A 14,371-nucleotide genomic window follows, 5' to 3' on the forward strand; every position below is an offset into this window, starting at 1 on the left:
GGCGCGGGGAGGTGACAGCCCGTCCTGACCCGCGCCGGACCCGTGCGGGCTCAGCCCAGCGGACCCAGGGCGTCGCGTCGGTCGGTCCCCGCGAGCGCGGCCGCGAGCGCGGGCTCGTCGAGCGCCTCGACCAGCCGCTTCTCCTCGTACCGGAAGTGCGACTCCATCACCGCGTCGATGCCGTCGAGGTGGCGCTCCAGGGTGGCGGCGTCGGCGTCGGCGTCGACCGCGCGGGCCAGCTCGCCCAGGAGGTGGTCGAGCATCGTGTGGTCGCGCCTCAGCTCGGCGACGACGCCCGCGAGGTCGGGGCGCAGGTCGAGGAGGGCGGCGAACACGCTGGTGTCCTCGCCGCGGTGGTGGCCCTCCAGCGCCTGGCAGAAGCCGTGGCAGTACAGGCCGAGCAGGCGGCGCGGGTCGGGCGACGGGGCGGCTCCGCCGTCGTCGACGGCGACGTCGGCGGCGTCGACGGCCTCGCGGGCCACCTCCAGGGCGTCGCGCAGGCGGGCGTGGACGGAGCGCAGCTCCTGCCCCCAGGCGACGAGCCGCGTGGTGTCGGACGGCGCGGGCGCGGCGGGCGCGGTCGGCGTGGTGGGAACGGTGGACGGGGTGGGGTGCTCGGGGTGGGGAAGGGTCACGGTGCGGCCGAACCTAACAGCGGCGGCGCCCGGGGGTACGGTGACGGCCGTGCCCGACGCCCTCCCCACCGCAGACCGCCCCGCCGACCGCTCCCCGGCCCCGTCCGACGTCCCGCTGATCGGGGCGCCCGAGGCCGACCTGCTGCACGTCATGAGCCTCAACGTCCGCTGCGCCATCGACGACACGGTGCCCGGCACGCCGGACCACTGGCCCGACCGCGCGCCGCTGGTCACCGCGCTGCTGGCGCGCGAGCGCCCGACGCTCCTCGGCGTCCAGGAGGCGCACTTCGCCCAGCTCGTGACGGTCACCGGCGCGCTCGGCGACGACTACCGGTCGGTGGGGCACGGCCGTGAGGGCGGCGCCGCCGGCGAGCACTCCGCGATCGTGTACGACGCGCGCCGCCTCACGCTGCTGTGGTGGGACCAGTACTGGCTGTCGGACACGCCGCGGCTCGCGGGCTCCACCTGGGACCACCAGTGCCCGCGGGTGGTCACCTGGGCGCGGTTCCGCGACGAGCGCACGGGCCGCGAGCTGCTGCACGTGAACTCCCACCTCGACCACGAGTCCGGCGACGCGCGGGAGCGCGGCGCGCGGGTGGTGCGCGCCGAGATCGAGGCGGCCGGCCTGCCGGCCGTGTTCACCGCGGACACCAACGCCCCCGCGGGCCGGTCCGCCCCGTACGACGTCCTCGTCACCGAGGGCGGCCTGCTCGACACGTGGCTGGACGCGGCCGACCGCCACGGGCCCGAGGTCGGCACGTTCCCCGACTACGGCGCGCCGCAGCCCGGCGGCGAGCGCATCGACTGGATCCTCACGACCCCGGACAGCGAGGTGCACGCCGCGGCGATCAACACGTGGACGCGCGACGGCCGCTGGCCCAGCGACCACACGCCCGTGCAGGCCCTGCTGCGGCTCGCCTGACGTCGGGCCGACGACCGGGCGACGACCGGGCGACGAGCGGGCCGATGAGTCCGCCGGGCCCGGGACGTCCACCCGTGCATGACCCGAGGAACGGCACCTGACATCGGACCCGCCGACGGCGACGCGCTCGGCCCCGAACGGTTCGCCGCCGACGGCGACCTGCGGCTCTGCTACCAGGCCGCCGGGGACCCCGCCGACCCGACCGTGCTGCTGGTCGGCGGCGTCGCGTCGTCGATGGACTGGTGGCCGGCGGACCTGTGCGCGGCGCTCGCGGCCCGAGGGCGCCACGTCGTGCGGTACGACCACCGCGACACGGGCCGGTCCACCACCTGCCCGCCCGGCGCGCCGGGCTACACGAGCCGGGACCTCGCCGAGGACGCGCTGCGGGTGCTCGACGACCTGGGCGTGGACAGGGCGCACCTGGTGGGCCTGTCGATGGGCGGCGTGATCGTGCAGGAGCTGGCGCTCGAGCACCCCGACCGGGTCGCGTCGGCCACCCTCGTCTCCACCTCCCGCGCCGTCCGCGGGCCCGACGACGCGGACCTGCCGCCCGCCGCGCCCGAGCTCGACGGGCTGTGGGACGGCCCCTCCCCCGACCCGGCGGACAGGGCCGCGCTGGTGGACGCCGCCGTCGCGGAGGAGCGCGCGCTGACCGGGCGCGGCACCTTCGACCCGGCCCGCGCCCGCGCCGTCGCCGCCCGCGCCGTCGGGCGCGCGACCGACCCCACCGCCGGGACCAACCACTTCGCCGCCGAGCCCGGCGCCCCGTTCGCCGGCACCCTCGCCGACGTCCGCGTCCCGACGCTCGTCGTGCACGGCACCGAGGATCCCCTGTTCCCCGGCCACGGGGCCGTTCTCGCGGCCGCGATCCCCGGCGCGCGGCTGCTGCTGCTCGACGGCGTGGGCCACCAGTCGCCGCCGCCGTCGTCGTGGGACGTGCTGCTGCCGGCGCTGGTCGAGCACACGAGCCGGTAGCGGGAGCAGGATGGGCGCCATGTCCTCCCTCACCCTCACCGCCTGGGGCCACGCCGCCCTCCGCCTGGAGCGCGACGGGCGCGCGCTCGTCGTCGACCCCGGCACGTTCACCGACCCGCGCGTCCTCGACGGAGCCGACGCGGTGCTCGTCACCCACGAGCACGTCGACCACGTGGACGTGCCCCGCCTCGTCTCCGTCCTCACCGCGAGCCCCGGCCCGGAGGTGTGGGGCCCGCAGGTCGTCGTCGACCTGCTCGCCGAGGCGGGTGCGCCGGCCGCCCGGCTGCACGCCGTCGCCGGCGGGGACGCCTTCGACGCGGCCGGGTTCGCCGTCCGGGCCCTCGGCGAGCGGCACGCGACCGTCCACCCGGACATCACGCCGCCCGCCAACGTCGCGTACCTCGTGGACGGCGTGGTGCTGCACCCGGGCGACTCGTTCACCCCGCCGCCCGCGGGGACGCGCGTCGAGGTGCTGGCCCTGCCGGTGGCCGCGCCGTGGCTCAAGGTCGCGGAGTCCGTGGACTACGCGCGCCAGGTGGGGCCCCGGACCGCCGTCCCCATCCACGACGCGATCCTCAACGACGCCGGCAAGGCGCTCGTCGACCGGGTGGTCGGCGGCCTCGCCGGCGACGTCGGCTACCGCCGCCTCGCGCCCGGCGACGCCCTCGAGGTCACCGTCCCCTGATCTCCGGTCAGGCCGGGCTGAGCGGCACGACGTCGGCCAGCGGGGCCTGCAGCTCCGCCGCCCCGCCGGCGGGGCGGAAGCCGAGGGCCACGTTGATGGCGAGCATCGGCGCGTTGGTCTCGTTGTTCCAGGTGGAGATCCGCCGCGTGCCGGGTCGGACCCGCGTGTGCTCGCGCAGGTTCACCGCCTTGAGCAGCATGCCGAGCCGGTGCCCGCGGTGCTCGGGCAGCACCACGGTGCTGTCCTGCTCGGTGAGCTCGGGGCGGTCGTGCGCGAAGACCAGCAGCGTCATCCCGGCGAGGGTGCCGGTGGCGACGTGCTCCGCGACGGCGACGAGGCCGCTCTTGCCGCGCTCGGCGCGCTTCGTCTCCTCGTCGCGGATCCGCCGTCCGTCCCACTGCTCGGCCTCGAGCTCGAGGCCCCCGTGGGGCTCGTCCTCCGACAGGCTCCGCTCCAGGCCGGCGAGCTGCTCGACCCACCGCTCCGGCGCCGGGTCCTGCCAGGTGTGCACGCGGTAGGCGTCGCCGGCGTGGGCCGCGGCGGCGGCGACGAACCGGTCGACGACATCGCCGGGCAGCGGCACGTCCAGGACGGAGCGGCGGGCGACGAGCTCCAGCGCGAGCCCGGCGCGCCGGGCGAATCGCATCCCCGGGAGGTCGGCGGACACGTGGCCGTCGCCCTCCTTCGGCGCGAGCGCGTCCGGGGCGCCCTGCGCCGGCTCGGCCGCGAACTCGACCTCCGCGAAGACCGTCGTGCGGCCCTCGGTGAGCGCGACGCGACGCAGCCGGTCCGCGATGGCGGAGCCGATGCCCCGGCCGCGGTGCGAGGGCAGGACGGCGATCCGCGGCACGGCGAGGTGCCGGTTGTCCGTCACGGGCAGCATGAGCACGCCGTGCCCGACGACCCGCGGGGCGCCGTCCGCGCCGTCCTCGACGGCGACCAGCCGGTGCCGGCGCACGTGCCCGGGGTGCAGGTCGCCCACCAGCATGTCGAGGGCACGGGGCGGGAGGTCGTCGTGGCCGAGGTCGGCGAGCGCGACGGCGCGCTCCAGCGCGGCGACGCCGTGGTATGCCCAGGCCTCGGGCGCGTCGAGTCTCGCGGCGGACGGCGGCTCGAGGAGGCGCCACGTCGGCGGGGCGGCAGGGGTGCTCATCCCTCCACGGTGCTCCGCCCCGCGGGCCCGGCGCCATGCCTTTTCGACCGTCTGCCGTCGCGTGCCGGGCGCCGCGGCGCGTAGGGTGCCTGACCGTGACGACCGAGACCCCCCTGCCGGTGACCACGGGCCGCCTGGTCCTGCGCGCGCACCGCGCCGAGGACCTCGGCCCGCTGCTCGCCTACTACGCCGACCCCGCCGTGGCCCGCTACCTGCTCGAGGAGCCGTGGACGCCGGAGGTCGCCGAGGCGCAGCTCGCCAAGCGTCTCGCCCGCACCGCGATCGACGAGCCCGGCTCCGCCCTCGCCCTGGTCGTGGAGCACGACGGCGCGGTCGTCGGCGACGTCGCCCTGTGGACGACGGGCGACACGGTCTCCCGCGGCGAGATCGGCTGGGTCTTCCACCCCGACCACACCGGCCAGGGGTACGCGACCGAGGCGGTGCGCGCCGTCCTCGACCTCGCGTTCGGCTTCTACCGCATGCACCGCGTGGTCGCGCAGCTCGACGCCCGCAACGAGGCGTCCGCCCGGCTCTGCGAGCGCGTCGGCATGCGGCGCGAGGGGCACCTGCGCCAGGACTGGTGGTCCAAGGGCGAGTGGACCGACACCCTCGTCTACGGCGTGCTGAAGGGCGACCGGGCCGCCTGACCCGCCCGGGGTCCGGCCTCGTCGACAACCCCGCGCCCCCCGGCGGCGTCTATGGGACGTGACACCACGACACGGGCAGCACCCATGACGAGCGAGGGCGCGATGCCGCGCCTCCACGGCACGAGCGACGAGCGGTTCGGGATCGTGACGGCGGGCGCGTCCGCGGCGGAGCGCTTCACGGCGTTCGCCGCGGCGAGCACGCCGGCCCTCTCCCGGATCGCCTACCTCCTGTGCGGCGACGAGCACCGCGCGGGCGACCTGGTCCAGCTCGCGCTGGAACGGACCTACCGCGCCTGGGCGCGGGTCGAGGACGGCGACCCCTTCGCGTACGCACGCCGCGTGCTCGCCACGGCGCGCATCGACGGGTGGCGGCGCACGCGCCGTGACGTGCTCTCCGACCCGGCGGACCTGCGCCCCCCGCCCGTGCCCGACGGCACCCGCACGGTGCTGGACCGGGACCGGCTGGTCCGGGCCCTGCGACAGCTCCCGGAGGGGCAGCGACGCGTCGTCGTCCTGCGCCACCTGCTCGACCGCTCCGAGGCGCAGACCGCCGACGAGCTGGGGATCTCGGTCGGCTCGGTGAAGTCGAGCGGGTCCCGCGGCCTGGCCCGGCTGCGGGAGCTGCTCGGGGCCGACGGCGACCACGACGCGACACCGACGAGGAAGGGGACGGTCCGATGACCCTCCAGGACGATTTCGTGGCCGAGCTCCAGCACGCGGCAGACCAGGTCGGTCCGGTCGCCGCCCTCGACGGCGCGACGATGGGCCGCCGCGCCGTCCGGCGCGTGCGGGCCCGCCGCGCGGCCCTGAGCGGCGTCGGCGCGCTCGCCGCGGTGGGAGCGGTCGCGGGGGTGTGGCAGGTGGCGTCGCCGGACCAGGGCCTCAGCCCGGCGGGCCAGGACGTGCCCGACGGGTGGACCCCCGTCGCCGTCGGCGGGGTGGCCCTCGCGGTGCCGCCGGGCCTCGAGCCGCGCGGCGCCGGCGTCTGGGAGGAGGGCCCCGCGAACGAGGGCGGGGACTTCGTGCAGGTGCAGCCGGCGGGGCCGGACCTGCCGCTCGTCCCGCCGGGCTCCGGGCTCACGCCCGTGGACGTCCGGGTCCCCGGGGCGGAGTCGGCCCGGTACGTCGTCGAGGAGCACGCCGACGACCCGACGTCCGCCCAGGACTTCGTCGGCAGGCTGCAGGTGACCCTCGGGTCGGGCGACGTGGTGCAGGTGACCCTCGTCTGGGTGGACGGCACCGAGGGCGAGGCGACGTTCGCCGACCTCGTGGCGTCCGTGTCGACGGACGAGGACTCCGCCCCCCTGCCGTCCCCCGGGGCGGAGGCGGTGCTGGAGCCGCTCGACGGGTTCGCCCCGGGGGTCCCCCAGGGCTGGGAGAGGACGTCCTTCGCCGGGCTGGAGTACGCGGTGCCGCGGGGCTGGGCCGCCGACGAGTCCGTCGCCGACGAGTTCCCCGCCGGCGAGCGGTCGCGGTCCGCGAGCGCCGACGGGTCGGCCGCCGTGACGGTGGCGCTGTCCGACGGCTCCGCGGGATGGCCGGGCTCGATCGCGTCGTCGCCGCTCGACCCGGCGTCCACGTTCCCGCTCGACGGCGCGGACGTGGTCCAGGTGGAGACCGGGTCCGAGGACGGCACCGACGTGACCACCACGCACCTGCGGCGCGAGGGCGGGCGCGGGTACGTCGTCACGATCGAGACGCCCGGTTCCGCGGACGGGCGCGCGCTGACGCGGCAGCTGCTGGGCACGCTCGGCTTCACCGCCGCGGCGGCGCAGGTCCCGGGCGCGCAGGACCTCCCGGAGCTCACGACGTCGGCCGTCCCCGACGGCTGGCGCGCGCTGTCCGCCGGCGCGACGGGCCTGCGGCTGGCCCTGCCGGGCAGCTGGGAGGAGACGTCGCCTGCCGACGGGATCGACTGGTCGGCGGGCCGCGCCGGGGAGACGGTGACGGTCACGGCCGGGACCGGCCACGCCCCCGGCACCGTCCCGCCGGCCGGGTACCGGTACGACGTCCCCGGCGCGGACGCCGTCGTGATCCGGGTGGGCGACGACACCACGGAGGACGGGGAGCCGTGCTTCCTGGGGACGGTGCAGCTCCGACGCGGCGACGACACGGTCTCGCTGGAGTACAGCGGGCCGCGCGGCGCGGCCTCGCAGGAGCGGTTCGGCAGCATCGTGCGGTCGCTCGGGCTGTCCGGGAGCTGAGCCCTCACCCGTCGGTGGGCCGGTGCGCGTCGCGCGCCGGCCCGCCGTCGCGCGGGCGGGGCGGCCGGGCGTGGCGGCCGGGCGGGGCGACGGGGCCGGACCCGGTCACGCCGGCAGGAGCAGCTCCTCGACCTCGCGCCGGGTCGGGTACGACGACTGCGCACCGGGCCGGGTCGCGGCGCGGGCGCCCGCGGCGTTCCCGAGGCGCGCGGCGTCCGCCAGGGACAGGCCCTCCGCCAGCCCGGTCGCGAGCGCGCCGGTGAACGCGTCCCCGCTCCCCGTCGTGTCGACGGCCTCGACGCGCGGCGCGTCGAGGTGCACGACACCGTCGGCGGTGGCCACGAGGGCGCCCCGGGCGCCCAGCGTGACGACGGCGCCGGGGATCCCCAGGGTCGCGAGGAACCGCCGGACGGCCTCGCCGTCCGAGGTGTCGGACGGCGCCCCGGGCAGGCACGCCAGCTCGTGCTCGTTGACCACCAGCACGGTGGTCGCGCGCAGCAGCTCCGCCGGCACCGGCCGGTACGGGGAGAGGTTGAGCACGACGGTGGCACCCGCCGCCGCCCCGGCCCCCGCCGCGCGGACCACCGTGGCGGTCGGGGTCTCGAGCGCGAGGCAGACCACCGACGCGTCGGTGAACAGGTGCCCGGGCAGGTCCTCCGGGCGCAGCCGGTCGTTCGCCCCCGGCGACACGACGATCGTGTTCTCGCCCGTGTCATCGACGACGACCAGTGCGGTGCCCGTCGTGGTGCCGGGCACCGCGACGACGCCCGCCACGTCGACGCCTGCCGCCGTCGCGGCGTCGAGCAGGAGCCGCGCGTAGGGGTCGTCCCCCACGGCCCCGACCAGCGTCACCGTGGCGCCCAGCCGTGCGGCGGCCGCCGCCTGGTTCGACGACTTCCCCCCGGGCCCGACCTCCAGCGCGGACCCGACGACCGTCTCCCCCGGGAGCGGCAGGCGCCCGGTGCGCACGCCGAGGTCGGCGTTCATCGACCCGACGACGAGGATCCGGCCCCCGGCCGGGCGACCCGTCATCGGCGGACCTCCGCGCTCGCGGGCCGCGGGATGCGGAAGGACATCAGCAGGGCCCCGACGAGCACGACCGCGCCCGTGACCAGGCCGGCGACGTACCCGGCGGCCGCGCCGCCGTCGGTCGACGCGAACGCCGTCTGCACGGCGTAGACGACCACGAAGCTCACGCCCGCCCCGAGGTTGATGCCCCCGGTGTTGAGGCCGGGCAGGGACCCCGGGCGCGCGGCCGGGGAGAGCGCGACGCCGAGGCCGTTGAGCATGATGTTGGCGATCCCGGCGTAGGTGACGCCGACGGCGACGGAGAGCAGGAGGAAGACCAGCCGGGAGTCGGTGCCGACGTTGAGGACGAACAGGACGAGGCCGACGACGGTCCCGCCGAGACCGACGCGGAGCATGGTGCGGTAGCCCACGGTCGCCGCGAGCCGGCCGCTGACCGGGCCCATCAGCAGCCCGGCGACGGCGTACGGCATGAGGATCCACCAGGAGACCTCCTCGGCGGACATGCCGAGTCCCACGGTCTCGTCCTGCGCGAGCGCCGGCACGATGCCGTTCATGACGGCGAAGATCCCGGCGAGGGTGAGCAGGGACGTGCTGACCGTCGCCCAGGTGGCCCGCTCCTTGAGCTGGGGGATCGAGACCAGCGGGTGCCGGCTCCTCGACTCCGTGCGCCAGAACGTCGCGAAGGCGACCACGGACACGACGACGAGCACGACGACGAGCACGAGGTCCGCGGCGCCCAGCTTCCCGAGCTCGTTGACGGCGACCAGCATCGCGCCGACGGACACCACGAGCAGCAGCGACCCGGCCCAGTCCATCCGCGGGCGGTCGGCGGAGGTGGACTCGGGCGCGAGCAGCCGCACGAGGAGGGCGGACGCGACCGCGACGCCTCCCATCGTCCAGAAGATCGACGCGAACCCGTGGTTCGTGGCGAGGTAGCCGCCCAGCAGGGCGTCGACGCCCGCGATGCCGCCGTTCACGGCCGTGACCACGCCCATGAGCGTGCCGTAGGTCCGCGGCTCGGCGACCACCACCCGCAGCATGACCAGGCACAGCGGGACCACGGGGCCGGACGCACCCTGGATGAGGCGTCCGACGAAGAGGACCGTGACGTTGGTCGCGAGCGCGGCGATCACGCAGCCGACCGCCATCGCCAGGAGCATCCCGACGAGGACGCGTCGGCGGCCGACGAGGTCGCCGAGGCGAGGGAGGAAGAGCGTGAAGAGGGCCGCGGCGGTGAAGAAGGCCGTCTGGGTCGCCGCGATCTGGGCGCCGGTGGCGTCGAGCTCGCGCTCCATCGTCACGAGCGCGGGGCTCAGCATGCTCGCGTTGAGCTGGAACGCGAGGCACGCCGAGAGCAGCGCGACCATCAGCGTGACGACGGTCCGGCGGTCTCCGCCTGCGGTGCCCTCGACGGGCGGCGTGGTGGGGGTGGTGCGGGTGTCCATGGTGTCCACTTCGTCGTGTTCTGCCGTGCTGGACCCGCATTCTGCGTAATCCATTGCGCAGACGTTACACTCGGGTGCGGTACCCGGCAAGGGGCTCCGACCGCTCCGTCGACCCGAGGAGAAGAGCGTGGCGCGAGACGCCGTCACCCTGCGGGACGTGGCCGACGCCGCCGGCGTCTCCATCGCCACCGCCTCCCGCGCCCTGACCGGGAAGAACCGGGTCTCCAAGGCGACCACCGCGCACGTCCGGCAGGTCGCCGAGCGGCTCGGCTACCGGGTCAACGTCTTCGGGCGCGCCCTGCGCGAGGGGACCGACGGCGCGGTGGGCGTGATCGTGCCCGTGATCAGCAACCCGTTCTACGGGCAGCTGGTGCACAGCCTCGAGGAGCAGCTCGGCGCGCACTCCCTGGAGCTGATCGTCGCGGACTCCCACGGCGAGGTCGACCGGGAGCGCGACCGCCTGCGGATGCTCGTCCGGCGCCGCGTCGAGGGGATCGTCGTCGTGCCGTCCAACGCCACCAGCTCGCTCGACGCCCTCGTCGAGGCGGCCGACGACGTCCCCGTCGTCCAGCTCGACCGGCGCGTCGAGCAGGCGCCCACCGACTTCGTGGGCGTCGACAACGACCGCGGGATCGCCCTCCTCGTCGAGCACCTCGTCTCCCGCGGCGCCGTGCACATCGCCCTGGTCGCCTCGGACGACACCACGTCGGCGGGCCGCGAGCGGCGGGCCGCCTTCGAGCGGGAGATCGCGCGGCGCGGCCTGCCCGTGCACCCGCCGGTCCTGGACAACTTCACGCTCGAGTTCGGCCTGGCGGCCGCCGGCACGGTGGCGAGCCGGAGCCCGCTCCCCGACGCGATCGTCGCGGGCGACGACCTCATCGCCGCCGGGCTGATCACCGGCCTCAAGCGCCACGGCGTGGCCGTGCCCCAGGACGTCATGGTCACGGGGTTCGACGGCACGATGCTCGCCGACGTGTGCGACCCGGCCCTGACCACCGTGGTGCAGCCGTTCGACCAGATCGCCGCCGAGGCCGTCCGCGCGCTGCTCCGCCGCACGCAGGACCGGGACGCGCCGGCCATCTACAGCCGGCTCGCCCCGGCCCTGCGGGTGTCGATGTCCACGTCGCCGGCCCCGGCGACACCCCCCGCGCCCGCCGCGGCCCGCGCTCAGTCCAGCTGAGCGACCGCGTCGGTCACGAGCTGCCAGAAGCGGTCGACGTCGAGGGTGAGGGCGACGTCGACGTTCGGCTCCCGGCCGAGCATGTCGTGCAGGTCCACGCAGGTCGCCCCCGCGGTGAACTCCCCCTGCGTCTCCACGTCCACGTGGCAGCGCTGCACGGTCGCGACCGCCCGGTCGATGGCGATCGCCACGGTGATCGGGTCGTGCAGCGGGCCCTCGGGCATGGACTCGACGGCGTCGTAGGTGCTGCAGAAGAACCGCAGCAGCTCGACGCCGAACGCGCCCGTCCGGTTGCCGACCGCGGCGATCCGCTCGACCACCGGCTCGGTGATCAGCGCCTGGTGGGAGATGTTGAGGCCGACCATCGTGACCGGCAGCCCGGACCGGACGACGAGGTCCGCGGCCTCCGGGTCGACCCAGGCGTTGAACTCCGGGTAGGCGCCGACGTTGCCGCGCCCGGTCGACCCGCCCATCCAGATGATCTCCCGGACCTTCTCGCGCAGGTGGGGCTTCTGCTCCAGGAAGGTCGCCACGTTCGTCAGGGGCCCGGTCGGGACCAGGGTGACCGGCTCGGGGGACGCCTCGAGGAGGTCGGCCATGAGCTCGACGGCGCTGCGCGGGTCGAGCGGGACCGTCGGCTCCGGCAGCTCCGGCCCGCCGAGGGCGTTGTCGCCGTGGATCCACGAGGCCGGCGTGAGCGTGCGCTTCAGCGGCCCTGAGGCACCGGCGGCGACGGGCACGTCGTGGACCCCGGCGACCGTGAGCGCGACCCGCGCGTTGTGCGTGGTGTGCTCCAGGTAGCCGTTGCCGCTCACGGTCGTGACGCCGCGCAGGTCGATCTCGGGGTTGCCGGCGGCGAGCCAGAGGGCGAAGACGTCGTCGTGGCCGGGGTCGCAGTCGAGGATGATCGGGGTGGGCATGGTGCTCCTTTGCGGGTGCCGAGAACGCGGTGCGATGCGTAAACGATTGCACTCGTGTCGCGCACCCGTCAACCCGTCCCGTGCGCCGGTTCAGCCGTCCCCGCCGGGCCCGCCGTCCGCGTGCCGGTGCACGACCTTCCACCCGTCGTCCTCGCGCCGGTAGACCTGGGTCACGCGCAGCACGTAGTCCCGCGGGCGGCCGTCGACGCGGGTGGACGTGATCTCCCGGTGGACGGTGTAGGCCAGGTCGCCGCTCACGTCGGCGGCGACCAGGTCGACCTCCGCGGACCCGACGCCGGAGAACGACTCCGCCAGGCGGGCGAACACGGCACGCGCCTCGGCGGGCCCGACGGCTTCCATCCACGCGCCGAAGAGGGTCACGGGCGCGCGCCGGGACCAGGTGCGGTCGCGGGGCCGGTCGTCCCCGTCGTGCAGCGCGTCCTCGGCCGCCCGCCACGTGGTGCCGAACCAGTCGAGGAAGTCCTCGCGGTCGCCCATGGCACCAGTGAACGCCCGCGCGGCCGCGCTCGGTACCGCCGTCGGGGGCTCGGGGCACGATGGGGCGATGACGTCCGACATCGTGGTCCGGCCGGCGAACGAGGCCTCCTGGGAGGACCTGCAGGCCGTGCTCGGCGAGCGCGGCGAGGGCGCGCGCTGCCAGTGCCGGTGGTTCCAGACGCCGTCGTCCGCCTGGCGCGAGTCCGCCCGCGAGGAGCGCGCCGCCGCGCTGCGCCGCGACGCGCACTGCGGCGAGCCCGGCTCCCCCAGCACCAGCGGGCTGGTCGCCTGGCTCGACGGCGAGCCCGTGGGCTGGTGCGCCGTCGAGCCCCGCACCGCGTACGTCCGCCTGCGCACCGCGCGCGTGCCGTGGTCGGGTCGCGACGAGGACAAGGACGACGACGGGGTGTGGGCCGTCGTCTGCTTCGTCACCCGCGCCGGCTTCCGCCGCCGCGGGGTCAGCGCCGCGCTCACCGCCGCCGCCGTCGAGCACGCCCGCTCCCGCGGGGCGCGCGCCGTCGAGGGCTACCCGATGGTCGTGGGGCCCGGGTACAGCGACTCGTGGGGCGAGCTCTTCGTGGGGGTGGCGTCCGTGTTCGAGGCCGCCGGGTTCCGCGAGGTGAGCCGCCCGACGTCGCGCCGCGCGGTGATGCGCGTCGACCTCTGAGGCGCGGGCGCGCTCAGCGGCGCGCGGCGTGCTCCGCGAGGAACTCGGCCCACGTCTGCTTGCCGACGGCGCGGTCGGGGGCCAGGTTGCCGCCCGCCGCGTACGCGCGCGACGCGGCGCCGGGGACGCGGACCGGCATCGTGGGGCGTCGTGAGCCGACGGCGTCCAGGTAGTCCCGCACCATGCCGCGGAACGTGAGCACCTCCGGGCCGGCGAGGTCGGGCACCCGGCCCTGCGGGTCGCCGAGGGCGAGCTCGACCAGCCGCGTCGCGACCTCGTCGGCCGCGATCGGCTGCGCCCTCCAACCGCTGGGCGTCGGCACCACCGGCAGCTTGGCGAGCGCCTGGGCGGCGATGAGCACCAGCTCGTGGAACTGCGTGGCGCGCAGGTTGCTCCACGCGATCCCGGACCTCTCCAGCACGCGCTCCTGGGCCAGCTTGCTCGCCATGTAGCCGAGCGCGCGCCGGTCGAAGCGCGACCGCACCGGCACCTTCTCCGCGCCCACCACCGAGACGTTCACCAGGTGCGGCTCGGTGCCCGCGTCGCGGACGGCCCGCACCAGGGCCGCCGCCATCGGCTCGTTGTGCAGCTGGTCACCGGCGAGGTGCACGACGACGTCCGCGTCGCCCACGGCCTGCGCCAGCCCCTCGCCCGTGGACCAGTCCGCGACGACGTACCGCACGCCGTCGCCCTCCGCGTGCGGGCTGCGGCTGACCACCCGCACCTCCGCGCCCGTGCGGACCAGCCGCGGCACCACCAGCCTGCCGAGGTGCCCCGTGCCGCCGGTGACCAGGATGCGTGCCATGCCGTCCTCCTCCGTCGCCGCGCCCCGTCGGCGCGTCTGCACTCCCGACGAGGCGGCGGACGAGGACGTGACCGCGGCTCAGCCGACCGGGTCCTGCAGGCGGGGCAGGGCAGCGACGAGCGTGTCGCGGATGTAGACCAGCTCCGGCGTCGGCTCCCACTCCGCATCGGCGGGCTCGTCGCCGTCGCCGGCCTCCGCCCACTCGCCGGCGGCGTCGTCCGTCGGGGTGGAGTACACCCACCACAGGTTGTTCCAGGGGTCGACGAAGCGGGAGAAGACCTCGCCGAAGAAGGCCGTGGGCTCCGTCACGACGTCCGCGCCACCGGCCCGAGCCCGATCGAGCACCGTGTCCACGTCGTCCACGTAGACCTGCAGCAAGGACGGCGTGAACGGCCAGCCGGGCTTGCGCTCGCCGAACATGACGGTGGTGCCGCCGATCTGGAGCTCGGCGTGCAGCAGCAGCCCGTCGTGGTCGACGGTGCGCGCGTCGGGGTGCTCGACGCCGTCGAACACCTCCGTGAGGAAGAGGATGAGGTTCTCGGCGTCGCTGCTGATGATGAACGGGTTGATCGTCGAGAATCCCGGCGGGACGGCCATGGTGGCTCC

General features: G+C 76.2%; 16 protein-coding genes. 8 read left to right on the forward strand and 8 right to left on the reverse strand.

All coding sequences use genetic code 11. From position 1 onward, the window contains the following. Positions 1–50: 50 nt before the first annotated feature. The gene (locus tag ACFU9A_RS00905; protein ID WP_430573375.1) at positions 51–635 is read right to left on the reverse strand and encodes a hemerythrin domain-containing protein; all 585 of its coding nucleotides are present in this window, start codon (positions 633–635) and stop codon (positions 51–53) included. A gap of 49 nt (positions 636–684) precedes the next feature. Between ACFU9A_RS00905 and ACFU9A_RS00910 the strand changes: the two genes are divergently transcribed. The 3 genes from ACFU9A_RS00910 (at position 685) to ACFU9A_RS00920 (ending at position 3,217) form a co-directional block, all read left to right on the forward strand. Beyond that, positions 685–1,557 carry an endonuclease/exonuclease/phosphatase family protein gene (locus ACFU9A_RS00910; RefSeq protein WP_430573376.1) on the forward strand — a complete coding sequence of 291 codons (873 nt, stop codon included), beginning with the start codon at positions 685–687 and terminating at the stop codon, positions 1,555–1,557. A gap of 78 nt (positions 1,558–1,635) precedes the next feature. Continuing rightward, complete coding sequence (locus tag ACFU9A_RS00915) at positions 1,636–2,532, forward strand: alpha/beta fold hydrolase (RefSeq protein WP_430573377.1); 897 nt, start codon at positions 1,636–1,638, stop codon at positions 2,530–2,532. A gap of 19 nt (positions 2,533–2,551) precedes the next feature. Then, positions 2,552–3,217, forward strand: a complete 666-nt coding sequence (locus ACFU9A_RS00920) for an MBL fold metallo-hydrolase (RefSeq protein WP_430573378.1) — start codon at positions 2,552–2,554, stop codon at positions 3,215–3,217. Positions 3,218–3,224: 7 nt separating this feature from the next. Here the strand turns inward: ACFU9A_RS00920 and ACFU9A_RS00925 are convergent, their stop codons facing one another. Continuing rightward, entirely contained in the window at positions 3,225–4,370 is a 1,146-nt protein-coding gene (locus tag ACFU9A_RS00925; RefSeq protein ID WP_430573379.1) for a GNAT family N-acetyltransferase, read from the reverse strand. A 95-nt stretch (positions 4,371–4,465) separates the two neighbouring features. Between ACFU9A_RS00925 and ACFU9A_RS00930 the strand changes: the two genes are divergently transcribed. From ACFU9A_RS00930 to ACFU9A_RS00940, 3 genes are all read left to right on the forward strand, one after another. Further along, positions 4,466–5,017, forward strand: a complete 552-nt coding sequence (locus ACFU9A_RS00930; protein ID WP_430573380.1) for a GNAT family N-acetyltransferase — start codon at positions 4,466–4,468, stop codon at positions 5,015–5,017. An 84-nt stretch (positions 5,018–5,101) separates the two neighbouring features. Further along, a complete protein-coding gene (locus ACFU9A_RS00935) occupies positions 5,102–5,698 on the forward strand; it encodes a SigE family RNA polymerase sigma factor (protein WP_430573381.1) in 597 nt (198 codons plus the stop codon). Further along, a complete protein-coding gene (locus ACFU9A_RS00940; protein WP_430573382.1) occupies positions 5,695–7,221 on the forward strand; it encodes a hypothetical protein in 1,527 nt (508 codons plus the stop codon). Before ACFU9A_RS00935 ends, ACFU9A_RS00940 begins: the two co-directional genes overlap by 4 nt. 105 nt (positions 7,222–7,326) lie before the next feature. Here ACFU9A_RS00940 and ACFU9A_RS00945 read toward each other — a convergent pair whose 3' ends face one another. Beyond that, positions 7,327–8,253: a ribokinase gene (locus ACFU9A_RS00945; protein WP_430573383.1), complete on the reverse strand. Its 927-nt coding sequence runs from the start codon at positions 8,251–8,253 to the stop codon at positions 7,327–7,329. After that, the gene (locus ACFU9A_RS00950; protein ID WP_430573384.1) at positions 8,250–9,695 is read right to left on the reverse strand and encodes an MFS transporter; all 1,446 of its coding nucleotides are present in this window, start codon (positions 9,693–9,695) and stop codon (positions 8,250–8,252) included. Before ACFU9A_RS00950 ends, ACFU9A_RS00945 begins: the two co-directional genes overlap by 4 nt. 127 nt (positions 9,696–9,822) lie before the next feature. Between ACFU9A_RS00950 and ACFU9A_RS00955 the strand changes: the two genes are divergently transcribed. Then, complete coding sequence (locus ACFU9A_RS00955; protein ID WP_430573385.1) at positions 9,823–10,875, forward strand: LacI family DNA-binding transcriptional regulator; 1,053 nt, start codon at positions 9,823–9,825, stop codon at positions 10,873–10,875. Here ACFU9A_RS00955 and ACFU9A_RS00960 read toward each other — a convergent pair. Both ACFU9A_RS00960 and ACFU9A_RS00965 read right to left on the reverse strand, forming a co-directional pair. Then, positions 10,863–11,795, reverse strand: a complete 933-nt coding sequence (locus ACFU9A_RS00960; RefSeq protein ID WP_430573386.1) for a nucleoside hydrolase — start codon at positions 11,793–11,795, stop codon at positions 10,863–10,865. The two genes, ACFU9A_RS00955 and ACFU9A_RS00960, sit on opposite strands and share 13 nt — an antisense overlap. Before the next feature lie 90 nt (positions 11,796–11,885). Further along, positions 11,886–12,293, reverse strand: coding sequence for a YybH family protein (locus ACFU9A_RS00965; protein WP_430573387.1), 408 nt, complete (start codon positions 12,291–12,293; stop codon positions 11,886–11,888). A 67-nt stretch (positions 12,294–12,360) separates the two neighbouring features. On the opposite strand from ACFU9A_RS00965, the gene ACFU9A_RS00970 reads away from it, so the two are divergent. Then, complete coding sequence (locus ACFU9A_RS00970) at positions 12,361–12,960, forward strand: GNAT family N-acetyltransferase (protein ID WP_430573388.1); 600 nt, start codon at positions 12,361–12,363, stop codon at positions 12,958–12,960. A 13-nt stretch (positions 12,961–12,973) separates the two neighbouring features. On the opposite strand, the gene ACFU9A_RS00975 is transcribed toward ACFU9A_RS00970, so the two are convergent. Both ACFU9A_RS00975 and ACFU9A_RS00980 read right to left on the reverse strand, forming a co-directional pair. Next, on the reverse strand, positions 12,974–13,765 hold the full coding sequence (locus ACFU9A_RS00975) for an SDR family oxidoreductase (protein WP_430573389.1): 792 nt from the start codon (positions 13,763–13,765) through the stop codon (positions 12,974–12,976). A 78-nt stretch (positions 13,766–13,843) separates the two neighbouring features. Beyond that, a complete protein-coding gene (locus ACFU9A_RS00980; RefSeq protein WP_430573390.1) occupies positions 13,844–14,362 on the reverse strand; it encodes a VOC family protein in 519 nt (172 codons plus the stop codon). Positions 14,363–14,371 lie beyond the last annotated feature (9 nt).

The organism is Isoptericola sp. NPDC057653 (assembly GCF_042799955.1).
GTDB lineage: Bacteria > Actinomycetota > Actinomycetes > Actinomycetales > Cellulomonadaceae > Isoptericola.

What these genes read in the sequence shown, in the direction of transcription:
- ACFU9A_RS00915 (WP_430573377.1), top strand. Translation starts at nt 1,636, where the DNA reads ATGACCCGAGGAACGGCACCTGACATCGGACCCGCCGACGGCGACGCG.
- ACFU9A_RS00920 (WP_430573378.1), top strand. Translation starts at nt 2,552, where the DNA reads ATGTCCTCCCTCACCCTCACCGCCTGGGGCCACGCCGCCCTCCGCCTG.
- ACFU9A_RS00925 (WP_430573379.1), bottom strand. Translation starts at nt 4,370, where the DNA reads ATGAGCACCCCTGCCGCCCCGCCGACGTGGCGCCTCCTCGAGCCGCCG.
- ACFU9A_RS00935 (WP_430573381.1), top strand. Translation starts at nt 5,102, where the DNA reads ATGACGAGCGAGGGCGCGATGCCGCGCCTCCACGGCACGAGCGACGAG.
- ACFU9A_RS00940 (WP_430573382.1), top strand. Translation starts at nt 5,695, where the DNA reads ATGACCCTCCAGGACGATTTCGTGGCCGAGCTCCAGCACGCGGCAGAC.
- ACFU9A_RS00945 (WP_430573383.1), bottom strand. Translation starts at nt 8,253, where the DNA reads ATGACGGGTCGCCCGGCCGGGGGCCGGATCCTCGTCGTCGGGTCGATG.
- ACFU9A_RS00950 (WP_430573384.1), bottom strand. Translation starts at nt 9,695, where the DNA reads ATGGACACCCGCACCACCCCCACCACGCCGCCCGTCGAGGGCACCGCA.
- ACFU9A_RS00960 (WP_430573386.1), bottom strand. Translation starts at nt 11,795, where the DNA reads ATGCCCACCCCGATCATCCTCGACTGCGACCCCGGCCACGACGACGTC.
- ACFU9A_RS00965 (WP_430573387.1), bottom strand. Translation starts at nt 12,293, where the DNA reads ATGGGCGACCGCGAGGACTTCCTCGACTGGTTCGGCACCACGTGGCGG.
- ACFU9A_RS00970 (WP_430573388.1), top strand. Translation starts at nt 12,361, where the DNA reads ATGACGTCCGACATCGTGGTCCGGCCGGCGAACGAGGCCTCCTGGGAG.
- ACFU9A_RS00975 (WP_430573389.1), bottom strand. Translation starts at nt 13,765, where the DNA reads ATGGCACGCATCCTGGTCACCGGCGGCACGGGGCACCTCGGCAGGCTG.
- ACFU9A_RS00980 (WP_430573390.1), bottom strand. Translation starts at nt 14,362, where the DNA reads ATGGCCGTCCCGCCGGGATTCTCGACGATCAACCCGTTCATCATCAGC.